Genomic DNA, 15,975 nt, shown 5'->3' on the forward strand with positions numbered 1-15,975 from the left:
ACCATGCTGCGGCGGCGTCGGCGGGCCGACGTACGCTCGATTCCTACCGCAGGTGGAAGGGACGTGGCTTTCGATGGACGCCGGACTCAAGCGTGAGCTCGAAGCGAAGGTGTACGCCGGCGAGCGGCTGACCCGTGAGGACGGGATCGCCCTCTACGACAGCGACGACCTCGCGTGGCTCGGCCGGCTGGCGCACCACCGGCGCACCGAGCTCAACGGCGACCGGGTGATGTTCAACGTCAACCGGCACCTCAACCTGACCAACGTCTGCTCCGCCTCGTGCGCGTACTGCTCGTTCCAGCGCAAGCCGGGCGAGAAGGACGCCTACACGATGCGCATCGACGAGGCGGTCCGCAAGGCCAAGGAGATGGAGGACGAGCAGCTCACCGAGCTGCACATCGTCAACGGCCTGCACCCGACCCTGCCCTGGCGCTACTACCCGAAGGTGCTGCGCGAGCTGAAGGCGGCGCTGCCGAACGTGAAGCTCAAGTGCTTCACCGCGACCGAGGTGCAGTGGTTCGAGAAGATCAGCGGGCTGAGCGCCGACGAGATCCTCGACGAGCTGATGGACGCCGGCCTGGAGTCGCTGACCGGCGGCGGCGCGGAGATCTTCGACTGGGAGGTCCGCCAGCACATCGTCGACCACGCCTGTCACTGGGAGGACTGGTCGCGGATCCACGCCCTGGCGCACAGCAAGGGCATGAAGACCCCGGCGACGATGCTCTACGGCCACATCGAGGAGCCCCGGCACCGGGTGGACCACGTGCTGCGGCTGCGCGAGCTCCAGGACGAGACCGGCGGCTTCGCGGTCTTCATCCCGCTGCGCTACCAGCACGACTTCGTCGACTCGGCGGACGGCAAGATCCGTAACCGGATCCAGGCCCGGACGACGATGGCGTCGCCGGCCGAGTCGCTGAAGACCTTCGCGGTCTCCCGGCTGCTCTTCGACAACGTCCCGCACGTGAAGTGCTTCTGGGTCATGCACGGGCTGTCGGTGGCCCAGCTCTCGCTCAACTTCGGCGTCGACGACCTGGACGGCTCGGTCGTCGAATACAAGATCACCCACGACGCCGACTCGTACGGCACCCCGAACACGATGCACCGGGACGACCTGCTGCACCTGATCTGGGACGCCGGCTTCCGTCCCGTCGAGCGGAACACCCGCTACGAGGTGGTCCGCGAGTACGACGCCCCCGCGTCCCTGGCCGAGCGCCGCGCCGAGCCGCAGCAGGTCTGGGCCTGAGTCGGCACGTACCCTTCCAGACCATGACCGAGCAGCGGAGCGGATTCCCCCGGCGGGACGCCGAGGGGCGCATCCTCACCCTGGGCGACCTGCTCGGGGTGAGCCTGGCCGGCCTGGTCATCGGCGTGCTGGCGGTGGTGCTGTTCGACTGGGCGTTCGCGCTCATCGGCAGCGGCGAATTCGGGCGGTCGAGCGGCTGGCTGGCGATCATCCTGCCGGCCTGGCTGTTCTGGGACGACTTCCGCGCCTGGGAGTTCGGCGCGGCCCGGGTGGTGTCGGCGCTGGCGGCCGCCGCCGTGGGCGTGGTCGCCGGGCTGGTGGTGGCCGGCCTCGCCGCCGGTCTCCCGCCGCTGCTCTCCGGTGGGCTGGGGGCGGCGACCTTCACCCTCGGGTACGCGGTGGTCTGGTTCCACGGCGTCCACTGGCTGGCCCGCCGGACGGGCTGAACCTGCCGCCGGAACCCCGGCGGCGGAGAACGGAGTGCGGAACGTGAGCGCGGCGGTCAAGTACACGCTGGGCCGGCTCGGCCTGTTCGTCGCCGTGCTGGCGGCCCTCTGGCTGGTCGAGATGAACATCTTCATCAAGCTGATGGTGGCGCTGGCCTTCTCGGCCGCCCTGTCGTTCTTCCTGCTCAAGGGCTGGCGGGACGAGATGGCCGAGGAGATGGCCACCGCCGCCGAGCGTCGTCGCGCCGAGAAGGAGCGGCTCCGCTCCGCCCTCGCCGGCGAGGACCAGGACCGGGAGGCGCCGGGGCCCTCCAACTAGCGCCTCGGCGATGATCCCCGCCTGCTCCGGGCCGACGTCGGCGGGCGCATCACGGCCGCGCTGGCGGATCCTGGCCAGGGGCGGCCGGCGGCCGGACCGTCAGACTGTCAGGTGCCACATCAGCAGCACGCCGGGGATCAGCCCGGACAGCGACAGTGTGAGCACGGCGAGCACGAGGCAACCGGAACTCTTCGGGTGGTAGGTCTGCCCGGTGTTTATGTCGCGCCTCGAATCGGAGTTCGGAAGGCGCATGGTCTTCCCGGCGTTAATGTCGTCTCCCGCCTCCCGCCCCCAGCAGTACATGCATTCGCCCGCGTAGTTCTTTGATCGCCCGCACCTCGAGCAGTCCGCCACATTCGCCTCCTTCGATGAGGCTGCAAATGTAGTCCACTGTTGCCATCGCTTCCGGCCTGATCTCCAATCGCACAGCCGCAGGACGAGCGACGGTGGAATCCGCCCTGTCGGCGCTGCGGTGGTGTCACCAGGTGTCGGGGTTGTCGAGGTCGCGGACCGGCTGGTACCCGCTAAGAATCGTCAGGCCTTCCGGCTCGGTGTAGCCGTTCCCCCAACCCTTGAGGAACGCCTCGACGACGCACGGCTCGACGAACATCTCCAGCACGTCGCTGCCCTGCCGGCGAGCCCGGTAGGGCCCTGCGACGAGGTCGGCTTCCCTGGCGTCGCGCCCCGGCACGGGTTGCGCCCGAACCGTCAGCCAGCGCCCGGAATCGTCCCCTACCGTCAGCGAGGCCTCATCGAAGGAGCCGTGCTCCGACCGGGAAAGCGTGACCGAGCATCCGAGCAGCCGCCCACCCGGCGGCAGTGACCGCAGGCGGAACGGCACCACGCAGCGGTGGGCGCCGTCGAACCGGACGCGACTCGCCGCGTCCGTCGCCTCGTCGCGGCCGGTCGCGTAGATGTCGAGCTGAGCCCAGAGCCCGTCAACGGGTTGCCAACGGACGAACCACAGCTTCGTATCGAGCCAAGCGACCCCCGGGCGGCCTCCGACTCGCACATCGGTCGGCGGCTGCGGTCGCCCCGCCGACGACAGCGTCTGCTGTAGCCCGTCGAGCGTCGCGACGCTGCGCGCCAACGCGAACCGGGCCTGCCCGGTCGGGCCCCGGAACTCGACGCTCTCGACCCCACGGCCGGCGCTCCAGGTCGCGGACGAGGCGCCGCTGACCAGGCTGTCGGTCGTGAAGTGCACCACGCCGGGATCGGCCCCCACGACCTCGGGCCGTGCGATGGCGCCGGGCTGGCCCGGTGCGTCCGGCAGCACGAGTGCCGTGGCCGACATGGTCCCGCCATCGGGTGCCCGACCGGACGGAATCACCATGACCGCCGCGGCCAGGACGACGCACGCCGCTGCCGTCCCCCCGGCGGTCAACCAGCGGCGGCGCAGTCGGAGGCGGTGGCCGCGACGCCGGGCGTGTTCCACGATCGGCGCGGGGTCGATGTCGCCGCCCGCGTGGTGCTTGAGCGTCGTGGCGAGCTGCTGATCGAGGTTGCTGGACATCAGAACTCTCCTCCTGTCCGGGCGGAGGCGGATGCGGTTGCTTCCTGCCGCTCGCGGAGTGCCGTCAGGGCCCGCTTCGCGTGGGTACGGACTGTGCCGGTGGAGCAGTCCATGATCTCGGCGATCGACGCGTCGTCGAGATCCTCGTAGTAGCGCAGGACGATCACGGTGCGTTGACGCGCCGGCAGGGTGCGGACGAGCCGCCACAGAGCGTCGCGTTCGGCGACACCGGCGGCCTCGTCCGTGGCGCCCGGCCGATCGTGCACGTCGGCGACGGAGATCTCCTGGCTGCTGCGCCGGCGCCACCACGAGTGGTGGGCGTTGACGAGCATCCGTCGGACGTACGCATCGGGCCGATCCGTCCGGGAGATGCGCGCCCAGCGGGCGTACGCCCTGGCGAGGACATCCTGAACCAGGTCCTCGGCCCGATGCTCGTCACCGGTCAGCAACCGGGCGAGCCGCACCAGCGCCGAAGTGCGGGCGAACGCGTACTCCTCGAACGTCACGCCCTATCAACGTCGCAAGTCGGCCAACCCGTAGACATCCGGCCAGCATCTCTCGAAGGACGGGACTCGTCCGGAACGGCCGAGGGGCCCGGTCGCCGGCCTGAGCCGGGCGACGCGGACCCCTCGATCGGGTCGGTGTCAGGTCACCAGTTGGTGGAGCCGGCCACCTTCGGCCACGGCTTCGTCGTGGGCTTGATCAGGTAGACGACGCCGCCGGGGCCGCCGGACACCCCGCCGCTGGCGTTGATCCGCTTGGTCCGCAGCCAGATCTGCTCGAACTGCTCACGCTTGTAGACGTTGCGCACCACGTCGTTGCTCGACGAGGCCGGGTCGTTGACGATCACGTCGCCCTCGGCGGTGAAGCCGACGATGACGAACAGGTGCCCGGAGGTGCCGTAGTTCGCCCCGTCCAGCTCGCTGGCGAGGAAGGACTGGCTGGTCACGACCGGGATCCCGGCGGCGATGAAGCGCTCCACCTCGTCCAGCGAGTGCAGCCGGGTGACCCGTCCCTCCAGGCCGGGGAAGCTGGCGGCGTACGCGGTGTTGAAGGGCCAGTTGCCCGCGCCGTCGTACTGGTAGTCGTAGACCATCCGGGCGGCGTGGTTGACCGTCGGGTCCGGGTAGGTCGGGTCGACCCAGGAGGTCTCCTCCTCGGACGCCTTGCGGCCCCAGTACTCGATCACCATCGTGGTGGACGTGGGGGAGCACCAGGCCTGGCCGCCGCCGTCGTACTCGGGGTAGTGGCCGGCGTGGACGTTCTGCGAGTAGCGGGGGACGCGGAGTTCCTTGCCCCAGGCGATGCCGCCCTTGCTCGGCTCGACGGTGAACCGGTCGGGGACGTTCGAGCTCATCGCCCCCAGGGTGTGGACCACCGGCGCGGCCTGCTGGCCCGGCGCCCGGTAGAGGGTCAGCCGCAGCTGGTACCCCCGCAGCAGCACCCCGACGGAGGCGTCGTCGATGCTGAAGGTGTCGGTCCAGATGGTCGACCAGGGGTCGCCCTGCCGGTTGACGCTGGTGCGCTTGATGTCGGCGTCACCGGAGGCCCACCGGCCCATCACGTACCACTTGGTCTGGACGCCGGTGTTGTACGTGCCCTGCATCTCCACCTGGATCCAGGTGCCGGCCGGGGTCTTCGCGTTCCACGAGGCGATCAGCTCGGTGGCGTCGAACCCGACCTGGGTGACCGGGGAGGTCCAGGTCGCGTACTCCCAGCTCTTGGTGACGCCGGTGTGCGGGTCGGTGTAGTCGGTGGTGCCGAGCGGCCGGGCCAGCGTCACGCCCGGCCGGAGGCCGGGGACGGCCTTGGTGCCGGCGTGGGTGCCGCGACGCCAGTCGGGGTAGCGGGACCAGTCCTGGAAGGTGATCTGTTCGTCGTGGACCACCGGTCGTTTGGTCGACGGGGCCGCGACGGGTGCGGCAGCGACGGCGGGTGCCGCGGTGCCGAGAAGGGAGAGTGCGGTGGCGGCCGCGAGGGCGGCCGTACGCAGGCGTGTTCTGGCCATGGGTCCTCCGCAGGGACGGACGATCGTTGCGGGTCAGTGTCCCGCTCGGAAGGAACTTTCGCCAGAGGTCGACAGTTGGAAAATCATTGCCGATGTGAGGATCAGGATGACATGCAAAGTGGGCAACGATGGATGTTGATATGACCATGTGAGCGGTGGTGAAGTGTCCTCCACCGAGCGGGATCTCCTCCCGCCCCCCGAGGAGGTTGTCCATGGCCTTCCGCAACACCACCCTCCGCCGTCGCCTGGCGGTCGCCGTAGCAGCCGGGTTCGCCCTGCTCACGGTCGCCGCCGCGCCGGCCACAGCCCGGCCGGCCCCGGACCGGGCCGACTCCGCGGCGGCGTCGTACCGGGTGCTCGGCCCGCGTACGGTCGACGACCGCACCGCCGTCGCCGGCACCGGCGCCGCCATCGACTTCGTCGAGCACGGCGTGCTGAACGTCTCGGCCACGCCCGCCGAGGCGGCGGCCATCACCCGGCTCGGCTTCCGGCTGGAGGCGGTCCCCGCCCCGTCGGCCGACGGGCACGACCACGCCGAGGGGGACGTCGGCACGGCCGCCTTCCCGCCCGCCGACTCCAACTACCACGACTACGCCGAGCTGACCGCCCTGGTGAACAAGGTGGTCGCGGACCACCCCTCGATCGCCCGGAAGATCAGCATCGGCTCCTCGTACGAGGGCCGGGACCTGATGGCGGTGAAGATCTCCGACAACGTCGCCACCGACGAGAACGAGCCGGAGATCCTGTTCAACTCCCAGCAGCACGCCCGCGAGCACCTGACCGTCGAGATGGCGGTCTACCTGCTCAACCTCTTCACCGACAGCTACGGCAGCGACTCCCGGATCACCAGCATCGTGAACAGCCGGGAGATCTGGATCGTGCCGACGGTCAACCCGGACGGCAGCGAGTACGACATCGCCACCGGCTCCTACCGCTCCTGGCGCAAGAACCGGCAGCCGAACAGCGGCTCGACGGCCGTCGGCACCGACCTGAACCGGAACTGGTCCTACCAGTGGGGCTGCTGCGGCGGCTCGTCCGGTACGACCTCGTCGGACACCTACCGGGGCCCGTCGGCGTTCTCCGCGCCGGAGACGCAGGCGCTGCGGAACTTCGTGAACAGCCGGGTCGTCGGCGGCACCCAGCAGATCAAGGCGAACATCGACTTCCACACGTACTCGGAGCTGGTGCTCTGGCCGTTCGGCTACACGTACAACAACACCGCTCCCGGGATGTCGACGGACCAGTACAACACCTTCGCCACGCTGGGCCAGCAGATGGCCAACACCAACGGTTACACCCCGCAGCAGTCCAGCGACCTCTACATCACCGACGGGGACAGCATCGACTGGATGTGGGGCCAGCACGGCATCTGGGCGTACACCTTCGAGATGTACCCCGGCTCGGCCGGCGGTGGCGGCTTCTACCCGCCCGACGAGGTGATCCCCGCCCAGACCTCGCGCAACCGGGAGGCGGTTCTCCTGATCAGCGAGTACGCCGACTGCCCGTACCGGGTCATCGGCAAGCAGGACCAGTACTGCGGCGGTGGTGGCGGCACCACGGTCTGGTCGGACACCTTCGAGACGGCCACCGGCTGGACCATCAACCCGAACGGCACCGACACCGCGACCGCCGGGGCGTTTGAGCGGGGCGCCGCCCAGGCGACCAACTCCAGCGGGGCGAAGCAGCTCGCCCCGTACGCCGGCGCCAACGACCTCGTCACCGGTCGGCTGGCCGGCACGGCGGCCGGTGACTACGACCTCGACGGCGGCGTGACCAGCGCCCGGTCGCCGGCGGTGACCCTGCCGTCGAGCGGCACGCTGACGCTCTCCCTCGCCTGGTACCTGGCCCACGGCTCGAACGCCTCGTCGGCCGACTACCTCCGGGTGAGCGTGGTGCACAACGGCGGCACCACGGCCCTGTTCACCCAGTCCGGGGCGGCCACCAACCGCAACGGCGCCTGGGCGGTGGCCAACGCCAACCTCACCCCGTACGCCGGTCAGTCGGTGCGGATCCTCGTCGAGGCGGCGGACGCCTCGGGCGCGAGCCTGGTCGAGGCGGCTGTGGACAACGTCACCATCACCAGTTCCTGACCCGGCGGGGCCCCGTTCCGCCCCCGGCGGGGCCCCACCACCCCGTTCCGCAGACGTCGATCCAGGGCGTGTCGCCGCCGTTGGTGATCAACGAGCGCCGATGCGCCCTGGATCGTCGAGGCACGTCCGGGGCGTGCGCTACGGTTCTACCGACCACGCGCAGCGAAGCCGGTGCGAAACCGGCGCTGTCCCGCAACTGTGATGACCCGCCACCGGCCGCACCCGGGCGTGGCGGGGACGAGCCAGGTCGCCTGCGTCCGTGGTCGCGACACGCGCTCTCGAGGAAGGGCGCCTCGCGGACGGGCGCCACCGCTCCCTGTCGGCGAAGCACCACGCTCCTCGACCGACAGGAGGACCCGTGCTCAGACGTACCCCCCGGCTCTTCGCCGCGACCCTCGCGGTGGCCGCGCTCGCCCTCGGCGCCTGCGCCGAGAAGAGCTCCGACGACACCCCCGCCGCCGGCGCCAGCTCGGCCGGCGCCGCCTTCCCCGTGACCGTGGGCACGGTGACGCTGGAGAAGCGGCCCGAGAAGATCGTCTCGCTCTCCCCGTCGGCCACCGAGATGCTCTTCGCCATCGGCGCCGGCAAGCAGGTCACCGCCGTCGACGACCAGTCGAACTTCCCGGCCGACGCGCCGAAGAGCGACCTCTCGGGCTTCACCCCGAACGCCGAGGCGATCGCCGGCAAGAGCCCCGACCTGGTGGTCCTCTCCGACGACCGCAACAAGATCGTCGATCAGCTCACCGCGCTGAAGATCCCGGTCTACCAGACCCCGGCCGCGACCACGCTCGACGACAGCTACCGGCAGATCACCGAGCTGGGCGCCCTCACCGGCCACGCGGACGAGGCCGCCGACGTGACGAAGCGGATGAAGGACGACATCACCAAGCTGGTCGCCGACCTGCCGAAGCGCGCCGAGAAGCTCACCTACTACCACGAGCTGGGCCCGGAGCTCTACACGGCCACCAGCAAGACCTTCATCGGCTCGCTCTACACCATGGTGGGCCTGGAGAACATCGCCGACGCGTCCGACGCCGACGGCAAGCAGGGCGGCTACCCGCAGCTCTCCCAGGAGGTCATCGTCAAGGCCGACCCGGACTTCGTCTTCCTCGCCGACACCAAGTGCTGCAAGCAGAGCGCGGAGACGGTCAAGGCGCGCGCCGGCTGGTCGGGCGTCACGGCGGTCAAGAACAACCAGGTCGTCGGCCTCGACGACGACGTCGCCTCCCGCTGGGGACCGCGCGTGGTGGACCTGCTCCGCGTGATCGTCGACGCCACCGCCAAGGTCCCCGCGTGACCCGCACCCGTCGATGACCGGTTCGCCCGCGCAGGCGCCGCCCGCCCGGCGGGCCGGGACGCTCCCCGCGTCCCGGCCCGCCGGGCTGCGGCCCCGCTGGCTCGCCGCCGGGGTCGCCGCGGTGCTCGTCGCCCTGGTCGCCGGTGTGTCCCTCGGCCCGGTCAGCCTGCCGCCGGGCAGCGTCGCGGCCGAGCTGCTGAACCTCATCCCGGGGGTACGCCTCGACAGCGGGCTCTCCGAGCGCGAGATCGCCATCGTCACCGAGCTGCGGCTGCCCCGGGTGGTGCTCGGGCTGCTGGTCGGCGGGCTGCTGGCCCTGGCCGGCGGCTGCTACCAGGGCGTGTTCCGCAACCCGCTGGCCGACCCGTACCTGCTCGGGGTGGCGGCCGGGGCCGGGCTCGCGGTCACGGCGGTCATCACCCTCGGCGCCGGGGTGGGCGGCGCGCTGACCGGGCTGCCGCTCACCATCCCGCTGGCCGCGTTCGTCGGCTCAATCGGCGCGGTGGCGATGACCTACCTGCTGGGCGTCTCCGGCGGGCGCGGCCGCTCCACCGCCACGCTGATCCTCGCTGGCGTGGCCGTCTCCGCGTTCCTCTCGGCCGGGCAGACCTACCTGCTGCAACGCAACTCCGACAGCATCCAGCAGGTCTACTCCTGGCTGCTCGGGCGGCTCGCCACCGCCGGCTGGCACGACGTGCGGCTGGTGCTGCCGTACTTCCTGCTCACCGCGTTCGTGGTGCTGCTGCACCGGCGGGAGCTCGACGTGCTCTCCGTCGGCGACGACGAGGCCACGAGCCTCGGGCTGCACCCGCAGCGGTCCCGCTACCTGCTCATCGCCGCCGCCTCGCTCGGCACCGCCGCCGCCGTCTCCGCGTCCGGCCTGATCGGCTTCGTCGGGATCATCGTGCCGCACACCGTCCGGCTGCTCGCCGGGTCGAGCTACCGGGTGATCCTGCCGCTCTCGCTGCTCTTCGGCGGGGCCTTCCTGGCCCTGACCGACGTGGTGGCCCGTACCGCCGCCGCCCCGTCGGAGATCCCGATCGGCGTGGTCACCGCACTGCTCGGCGGCCCGTTCTTCGTGCTGGTGCTGCGTACCTCCCGCCGGATGCTCGGGTGAGCGCGCGGCGGGGGCCGGCCGCGCGGCCGGCGGACGATGGGGCCGTGGGGGCCGCCGACGTGGCCGACGTGCCCGCCGTCGAGGTGCGCGACCTGCACGTGCGCCTGGACGGCACGCCGATCCTGGCCGGCGTCGACCTGACCGTCGCCGCCGGCGAGTGGGTCACCGTGATCGGCCCGAACGGCGCCGGGAAGTCGACCCTGCTGCGCGCCGTCGGCGGCCTGCTGCCCGCGCCGGGCGCCGTCTCCCTCTTCGGTACGCCGAGCGAGGCGCTGCGCCGCCGCGACCGCGCCCGGGTGGTCGCCACGGTCGCCCAGTCCCCGGTCGTGCCGGCCGGCATGACGGTGCTCGACTACGTGCTGCTGGGCCGCACCCCCTACATCCCGACGCTGGGCCGGGAGTCGGCCGCCGACCTGGCCGCCGTCCACGAGGTGCTCGACGGGCTGGACCTGGCCGGGTTCCACGACCGGGAGCTGGCCACCCTCTCCGGCGGCGAGCGGCAGCGGGTCTTCCTGGCCCGGGCGCTGGCCCAGGGCGCGACCCTGCTGCTGCTGGACGAGCCGACCAGCGCCCTGGACATCGGCCACCAGCAGGAGGTGCTGGAGCTGGTCGACCGGCTGCGCCGCGAGCACGGCCTGACCGTGCTCGCCACCATGCACGACCTCTCCATCGCCGGCGAGTACGCCGACCGCATGGTGCTGCTGGCCGACGGCCGGGTGGTCGCCGCCGGCACCCCCCGCGAGGTGCTCACCGAGCAACTCCTCGCCACCTGGTACCGCGCCACGGTCCGCGTCATCCCCGGCGCCCAAGGCCCCCTGGTGGTCCCCATCCGCCCCCGCCCACCGAGCTCCTCCCGTTGATCATGAAGTTGTTGCCGCTCCGTTCGGCGTGTCGCCGCAACAACTTCATGATCAACGGGGTGTGGGGGTGGGTGGGGGCGGGGGTCAGGGGCGGGTGAGGATGTTGAAGAGGGCGCCGTGGGGGTCGCGGAGGGCGGCGTAGCGGCCCGCCGGGGTGGTCTGGGGCGGGACGAGGATGGTGCCGCCGAGTTCGGCGGCGCGGGCGGCGGCCGCGTCGGCGTCGGTCACGGCGAAGTACACCGACCAGTACGCGGGCGTGTCCGCGGGAAATCCGTCGCCGAGCGGTGGCACCATGCCGGCCACGATCCGGGTGCCGAGCCGCCAGCCGGTGTACGTGACCGGGCCCGCCTGCTGGTCGTCCGGTTGCCAGCCGAAGACCAGCTCGTAGAAGACCTTCGCGCCCTCCGGATCGGGGGTCACCAGTTCGGTCCAGGTCAGCGCCCCCGGGACGTCGAAGACCTCGGCCCCGGGCATCGACATCGGCTGCCAGACGCTGAACGACGCCCCGGCGGGGTCGGCGAAGACCGCCATCCGTCCCTGGTCGAAGACCTCGAACGGGGGCACCACGACCTGCCCGCCGGCCCGCTCGACCCGGCCGGCCACCAGGTCCGCGTCGTCGGTCGCCAGGTACGTCGACCAGATCGGCACCTGGTCGGGGATGGCCGGCGGACCCGCGCCCGCCACCGCCCGCCCGCCGAGCAGGAAGACCGTGTAGCCGCCCGCCTCGGGCTCCGGGTCGATCCGGCCGGTCCAACCGAACAGCTCGGGGTAGAACCGTCGCGCCTCGGCGAGGCCCGGGGTGGCGAGGTCGACCCAGCAGGGTGTGCCCGGCGGGACGATGCTCACGTCGACCCCCCTCTCGGCGGGGGACGGCCACGCCGGCACGCCCCTGCCGGAATCGTGGCACCGACCCGCCGCGCCACGTGGCGGATCGGCCGAAACGTCAGCTGAACCGTCGACCCTCGTCGCGCCGGTACGCCCACCCGGCCAGCAGCGCCAGCAGCACCACCCAGACCCCGAGCATGACCATCGACAGCGGGTTGACCGGGTAGTCGCCGACCGCCGCCCACATCAGCTCCACCGCGCCGCGGGTCGGCAGGAACGGCGCGACGGCCTCGACGAAGCCGGGCGCCTGGTCCGGTGCGGAGAGCAGCCCGCCCCCGAAGGCGAGCGGGAAGAAGACGACCTGCGCCACCACGATCGCCGCCTTGCTGGGCATCGAGTAGCCGATGGCGAGACCCAGCAGCGTGAACGGCACCGAGATCACCGTGACGATCGCCAGGGCCAGCAGGAACGCCGGTGCGCTGACCCGCGCCTCGGTGAGCGCCGCCCCGATCGCCACCACCGGCACCAGGGAGAGGTAGGTGAGTGCCAGCCCGGCCAGCACCCGCCCGGCGAAGCGGGGCGCCGGCCCGGCCGGCAGGGTCCGGGTGTACGGGTTCCAGGGCTGGTCGCGGTCCTCGGCGACCCCGACGCCGTACTGGAAGATGTTCGCGCTCATCACCGAGAAGGTGACCATGGCGGCGGTGGCGTAGGTGGCGCCGACCGGGTCCTTCCCGGCGAACGGCACCACGAAGAAGAGCATCGCGACGGCCGGGAAGAAGGCGCTGCCGACGACGGCGACCGGGATGCGGACCGTCTCCAGGAGCTGGTAGCGGGCGTGGACCAGGGCGAGGCGCATGGGAGATCCGTCCCCTCAGGCGGTGGCCGGCGGGCCGGCCACGGCGGTCGTCGGACGGTCGGCTCCGGAGCCGGGCGCGGTGATGGCGAGGAACGCCTCCTCCAGCGAGGTGGGGCGGACCTCCAGGTCGGCGAACGCCACTCCGGCGGTGACCAGGGCCCGCACCAGCTCGTCGGCGTCGGTGGTGAGCAGGTGCGTGCGGCCGTCGATCCGCTCGGTGCGGACGACGTCGGGCAGCGCGGGCAGCGCGTCGGCGACCAGGCTGACCCGGCGTACGCCGACGATGCCCCGGATCGCGTCGACCGTGTCGTCGGCCAGCACCCGGCCCTGCCCGATGACCACCACCCGCCGGGCCAGCGCCTCGACCTCCTCCAGGTAGTGGCTGCTCAGCAGCACGGTGCCGCCGTCGTCGTGGAACGCCCGGATCGCCTCCCACAGGGTGTGCCGCGCCGCGACGTCCAGGCCGGTGGTCGGCTCGTCGAGCAGCACCAGCCGGGGCCGGCCGACGAAGGCGAGCGCCACCGCGAGCCGGCGGCGCTGCCCGCCGGAGAGGCCCCCGGTCTGCCGCCGGGCCAGCTCGCCCAGGCCGAAGCGGTCGAGCAACTCGCCCCGGGGGACCGGGTCGGGGTGGTGGGCGGCGACGAAGTCCACCACCTCGCCGACCCGCAGCGTGCCGGGCAGGCCCGTCTCCTGCGGGGTGACCCCGATCTGCCGCCGGCTCGCCGGGTCGCGCGGGTCGCCGCCGAACAGCTCGACCCGGCCGGTGGTGGGCCGGCGCAGCCCGACGAGCAGGTTCAGCAAGGTGCTCTTGCCGGCCCCGTTCGGGCCGAGCAGGCCGACCAGCTCGCCGGCGGAGACCTCCAGGTCGACCCGGTCGAGGGCGAGCACGTCGCCGTAGCGGCGGCTGACCGCCTCGGCGCGGGCGAGGATCACGGGAGACTCGTCGTGGGTGTCACGGACCCTGTCTACCTTCCCTGCGCAAGTGGCCGGTCAGCCCAGCGGCGCGGGCAGCGGGCGGGCGTGCAGCACGGCGAGTCGGGACACCGCCCGGGTGAGCACCACGTAGAGCCGGTGCAGGCCGCGCGGTTCGGCGGCCACGATCGCCGCCGGCTCGACGACGATGACGTGGTCGTACTCCAGGCCCTTGACCAGGGTCGCGGGCACCACCGTGACGCGCGCCGCGGCGGCCGGCTCGTCGACGGTCGCGGTGTCGACGCCGGCGGCCTCCAGGGCCGCCCGCAGCCCGCCGACCGCGTCGTCGGCGGCGATCACCGCCACCGAGCCGTCGAACGCCAGCGCCGCGCGCACCTCGGCCACCGTCGCGGCGACCAGGTCGTCGACGGTACGCACGTCGAGCGCGCCGTCGCGGCGCAGCGACTCGGCCGGGGGGACGTCGACGGCGAGCGCCGGCAGCAGCCGGTTGGCGAACGCCACCACGGCGGCGGGCACCCGGAAGCCGACCGTCAGCGGCACCACGACGGCGTCCGGCTTGCCGAGGTGTCGCAGGGACTCCCGCCAGTCGGCGGCGGCCCACGGGGCGGTGCCCTGGGCCAGGTCGCCGAGGAGGGTGATGGACCCGTGCTCGCTGCGCCGGGCGATCACCCGGCACTGCATCGGGGAGAGGTCCTGCGCCTCGTCGACGACGACGTGCCCGAAGCCGCCCGGCCGCTCGATCAGCCCGGCCGCCTCGTCGATCAGCACGGCGTCGGCCGCCGTCCACTTCGTGGCCTTCGGCGTACGCCCGAGCTTCGTGCCGGCCGGGGCAGGACTCCGCGCCGGGGCCCGCGTGGTGCCGGCCGTCAGAGCCGGGGCCTCGGCTGCCGTGGTCGGGCCGGCCGCCGGGGCCGGGGTGCCGGCCGCCGCCGTCGGGTCGGCAGCGAGGGTCGGGGCGGCGAGCCCGCACAGCCGCGCCTGCTCCTCGGCGTCGAGCAGCCCGTCCGCCGCCGCGGCGAGCCGCTGCGGGTCGCCGAGCAGGGCGTGCACCAGCCCTTCCGGGGTGAGCGCCGGCCAGACCGCGTCGAGGAAGGCGGTGACCGGGGTGGCCTTGCCCATCCGGCGCAGCCAGGCGTCGCTCGGCGACTCGGCGCGCCGCGCCTCGGCCTGCCGTTGCAGCAGCGCCACCACCCGGGCCCGGACGCGCTCGCGCCCCGTGGCGTACGGCAGCCGCTCCCGGCGGGTCTCCTGGACCACCCGGTGCAGCGGGTCCAGACCGATCCGCCAGCGGAACGAGCCGTCCGAGACCATGATCGGCTCGATCGGCTCGCCGATGTGCGCGTCGACGGCCCGGCGCAGCACCTCGGCCATCCGGGCGTCGTGCTTGACCGCGGCCACCGCCGGGTCCTCGACGGCCCGCACCGGCACCCGGGCGACCAGGTCCTCCACGGTGGCCTGCTCGACCTCGACCTCGCCGAGCGCCGGCAGCACCGCCGCGATGTACGACAGGAAGGCCCGGTTCGGCCCCACGATCAGCACGCCGGAGCGGCGCAGCCGTTCCCGGTGCAGGTAGAGCAGGTACGCGGCCCGGTGCAGGCCGACGGCCGTCTTGCCGGTGCCCGGGGCGCCCTGCACGCAGATCGAGTCGGCGAGGTCGGCCCGGACCAGTTCGTCCTGCTCGGGCTGGATGGTGGCGACGATGTCGCGCATCGGCCCGACGCGCGGCCGTTCGATCTCGGCGGTCAGGATCCGACTGGTCGTGCCCAGTTCCTCGCCCCGGTCGAGGCGCTCGTCCTCGAAGCTGGTCAGCGCCCCGTTGCTGAAGCCGAAGCGGCGCCGTACCGCCACGCCCTGCGGGTCGCGCGCGCTCGCCCGGTAGAACGACCGGGACACCGGGGCCCGCCAGTCCAGCACCAGCGGCTCGCCCCGGTCGTCGGTGACGTGCCGCCGGCCGACGTGGTAGCGCCGCCCGGCGTGGTCCGCGTGCCACCCGTCCGGCCCGTCGCCGGGGTCGCCGGGCGGGTCGGCGGCGGGCGGGGCCCCGGTCGCCGAACCGAAGTCGAGGCGCCCGAAGAAGAGCGGCGTGGTGGGGTCGTCGGCGAGTTCGGCGACCCGGCGGGCCAGGGTGCGCCCGAGGGTCTCGGCCGCGTACGCGTCGCCGGCCACCTGGTCGCCGGTGGAGAAGAGGGCCTGGGCGCGTTCCCGCATCTGGGTCAGGGCGGCCCGGGAGGTGGCGAGGTGCTCGCGTTCGGCGGTGAGGTCGGCGTCGAGGTCGGGGTCGATTGCGGTCACGGTGGATCCCATCGGGTCATCTGCCGGTCGCTCGCGTGTCCGGCGGGCGGATGGGCCGGCCCCCGGCGCGGGACGTCCGATGCGGTGGTCACCTCACCCTGGCCGTCAAGCGACCTGACAGCCTACGCGCCGGGCGCGTGACGCTCCACCGGATTTCGACCGTGGCGCCGCCGCCC

General features: G+C 72.8%; 14 protein-coding genes and 1 riboswitch. Of the genes, 7 read left to right on the plus strand and 7 right to left on the minus strand.

Features of this window, described 5'->3' with window-relative positions; all coding sequences use genetic code 11:
• Positions 1–73 precede the first annotated feature (73 nt).
• From mqnE to OG989_RS08990, 3 genes are read left to right on the plus strand one after another with little or no spacing between them, the layout of a single operon-like run.
• Entirely contained in the window at positions 74–1,243 is a 1,170-nt protein-coding gene (gene mqnE / locus OG989_RS08980) for an aminofutalosine synthase MqnE (RefSeq protein ID WP_132232180.1), read from the plus strand.
• A 23-nt stretch (positions 1,244–1,266) separates the two neighbouring features.
• Positions 1,267–1,689, plus strand: coding sequence for a hypothetical protein (locus OG989_RS08985; protein WP_327030250.1), 423 nt, complete (start codon positions 1,267–1,269; stop codon positions 1,687–1,689).
• Between the two features lie 43 nt (positions 1,690–1,732).
• A complete protein-coding gene (locus OG989_RS08990) occupies positions 1,733–2,008 on the plus strand; it encodes a DUF4229 domain-containing protein (protein ID WP_327030251.1) in 276 nt (91 codons plus the stop codon).
• Between the two features lie 478 nt (positions 2,009–2,486).
• Here OG989_RS08990 and OG989_RS08995 read toward each other — a convergent pair whose 3' ends face one another.
• The 3 genes from OG989_RS08995 to OG989_RS09005 form a co-directional block, all read right to left on the minus strand.
• Complete coding sequence (locus OG989_RS08995) at positions 2,487–3,521, minus strand: hypothetical protein (RefSeq protein ID WP_327030252.1); 1,035 nt, start codon at positions 3,519–3,521, stop codon at positions 2,487–2,489.
• The gene (locus tag OG989_RS09000) at positions 3,521–4,027 is read right to left on the minus strand and encodes a SigE family RNA polymerase sigma factor (protein ID WP_327030253.1); all 507 of its coding nucleotides are present in this window, start codon (positions 4,025–4,027) and stop codon (positions 3,521–3,523) included. The genes OG989_RS08995 and OG989_RS09000 overlap by 1 nt, the downstream gene beginning before the upstream one ends.
• A gap of 143 nt (positions 4,028–4,170) precedes the next feature.
• Positions 4,171–5,529: a C39 family peptidase gene (locus OG989_RS09005; protein ID WP_327030254.1), complete on the minus strand. Its 1,359-nt coding sequence runs from the start codon at positions 5,527–5,529 to the stop codon at positions 4,171–4,173.
• A 212-nt stretch (positions 5,530–5,741) separates the two neighbouring features.
• On the opposite strand from OG989_RS09005, the gene OG989_RS09010 reads away from it, so the two are divergent.
• From OG989_RS09010 to OG989_RS09025, 4 genes are all read left to right on the plus strand, one after another.
• Entirely contained in the window at positions 5,742–7,619 is a 1,878-nt protein-coding gene (locus OG989_RS09010) for a M14 family metallopeptidase (RefSeq protein WP_327030255.1), read from the plus strand.
• 167 nt (positions 7,620–7,786) lie between these two features.
• A riboswitch (cobalamin riboswitch) is annotated at positions 7,787–7,866 on the plus strand.
• A 111-nt stretch (positions 7,867–7,977) separates the two neighbouring features.
• The gene (locus tag OG989_RS09015; RefSeq protein WP_327030256.1) at positions 7,978–8,916 is read left to right on the plus strand and encodes an ABC transporter substrate-binding protein; all 939 of its coding nucleotides are present in this window, start codon (positions 7,978–7,980) and stop codon (positions 8,914–8,916) included.
• Positions 8,917–8,929: 13 nt separating this feature from the next.
• A complete protein-coding gene (locus tag OG989_RS09020; protein WP_327030257.1) occupies positions 8,930–10,033 on the plus strand; it encodes a FecCD family ABC transporter permease in 1,104 nt (367 codons plus the stop codon).
• Between the two features lie 44 nt (positions 10,034–10,077).
• Positions 10,078–10,893, plus strand: coding sequence for an ABC transporter ATP-binding protein (locus tag OG989_RS09025; RefSeq protein WP_327030258.1), 816 nt, complete (start codon positions 10,078–10,080; stop codon positions 10,891–10,893).
• 84 nt (positions 10,894–10,977) lie between these two features.
• Here the strand turns inward: OG989_RS09025 and OG989_RS09030 are convergent, their stop codons facing one another.
• The 4 genes from OG989_RS09030 to OG989_RS09045 all read right to left on the minus strand — a co-directional run bounded on the left by OG989_RS09030 (position 10,978) and on the right by OG989_RS09045 (position 15,799).
• Positions 10,978–11,739 (minus strand): VOC family protein, encoded by a 762-nt coding sequence (locus OG989_RS09030; protein WP_327030259.1) that lies wholly within the window; start codon positions 11,737–11,739, stop codon positions 10,978–10,980.
• Positions 11,740–11,836: 97 nt separating this feature from the next.
• Complete coding sequence (locus OG989_RS09035) at positions 11,837–12,574, minus strand: ABC transporter permease (protein WP_132232160.1); 738 nt, start codon at positions 12,572–12,574, stop codon at positions 11,837–11,839.
• A 15-nt stretch (positions 12,575–12,589) separates the two neighbouring features.
• Complete coding sequence (locus OG989_RS09040) at positions 12,590–13,507, minus strand: ABC transporter ATP-binding protein (RefSeq protein WP_327030260.1); 918 nt, start codon at positions 13,505–13,507, stop codon at positions 12,590–12,592.
• Between the two features lie 57 nt (positions 13,508–13,564).
• Positions 13,565–15,799 carry a HelD family protein gene (locus tag OG989_RS09045; RefSeq protein WP_327030261.1) on the minus strand — a complete coding sequence of 745 codons (2,235 nt, stop codon included), beginning with the start codon at positions 15,797–15,799 and terminating at the stop codon, positions 13,565–13,567.
• Between the last annotated feature and the right edge of the window lie 176 nt (positions 15,800–15,975).

Origin of the sequence: Micromonospora sp. NBC_01740, from assembly GCF_035920365.1 — a bacterium.
GTDB classification, from domain to species: domain Bacteria; phylum Actinomycetota; class Actinomycetes; order Mycobacteriales; family Micromonosporaceae; genus Micromonospora; species Micromonospora reichwaldensis.

Coding starts and splice junctions, on each gene's coding strand:
- OG989_RS09035 (WP_132232160.1), bottom strand. CDS start 12,574: ATGCGCCTCGCCCTGGTCCACGCCCGCTACCAGCTCCTGGAGACGGTC.
- OG989_RS09010 (WP_327030255.1), top strand. CDS start 5,742: ATGGCCTTCCGCAACACCACCCTCCGCCGTCGCCTGGCGGTCGCCGTA.
- OG989_RS08995 (WP_327030252.1), bottom strand. CDS start 3,521: ATGTCCAGCAACCTCGATCAGCAGCTCGCCACGACGCTCAAGCACCAC.
- OG989_RS09020 (WP_327030257.1), top strand. CDS start 8,930: ATGACCGGTTCGCCCGCGCAGGCGCCGCCCGCCCGGCGGGCCGGGACG.
- OG989_RS09005 (WP_327030254.1), bottom strand. CDS start 5,529: ATGGCCAGAACACGCCTGCGTACGGCCGCCCTCGCGGCCGCCACCGCA.
- OG989_RS08985 (WP_327030250.1), top strand. CDS start 1,267: ATGACCGAGCAGCGGAGCGGATTCCCCCGGCGGGACGCCGAGGGGCGC.
- mqnE (WP_132232180.1), top strand. CDS start 74: ATGGACGCCGGACTCAAGCGTGAGCTCGAAGCGAAGGTGTACGCCGGC.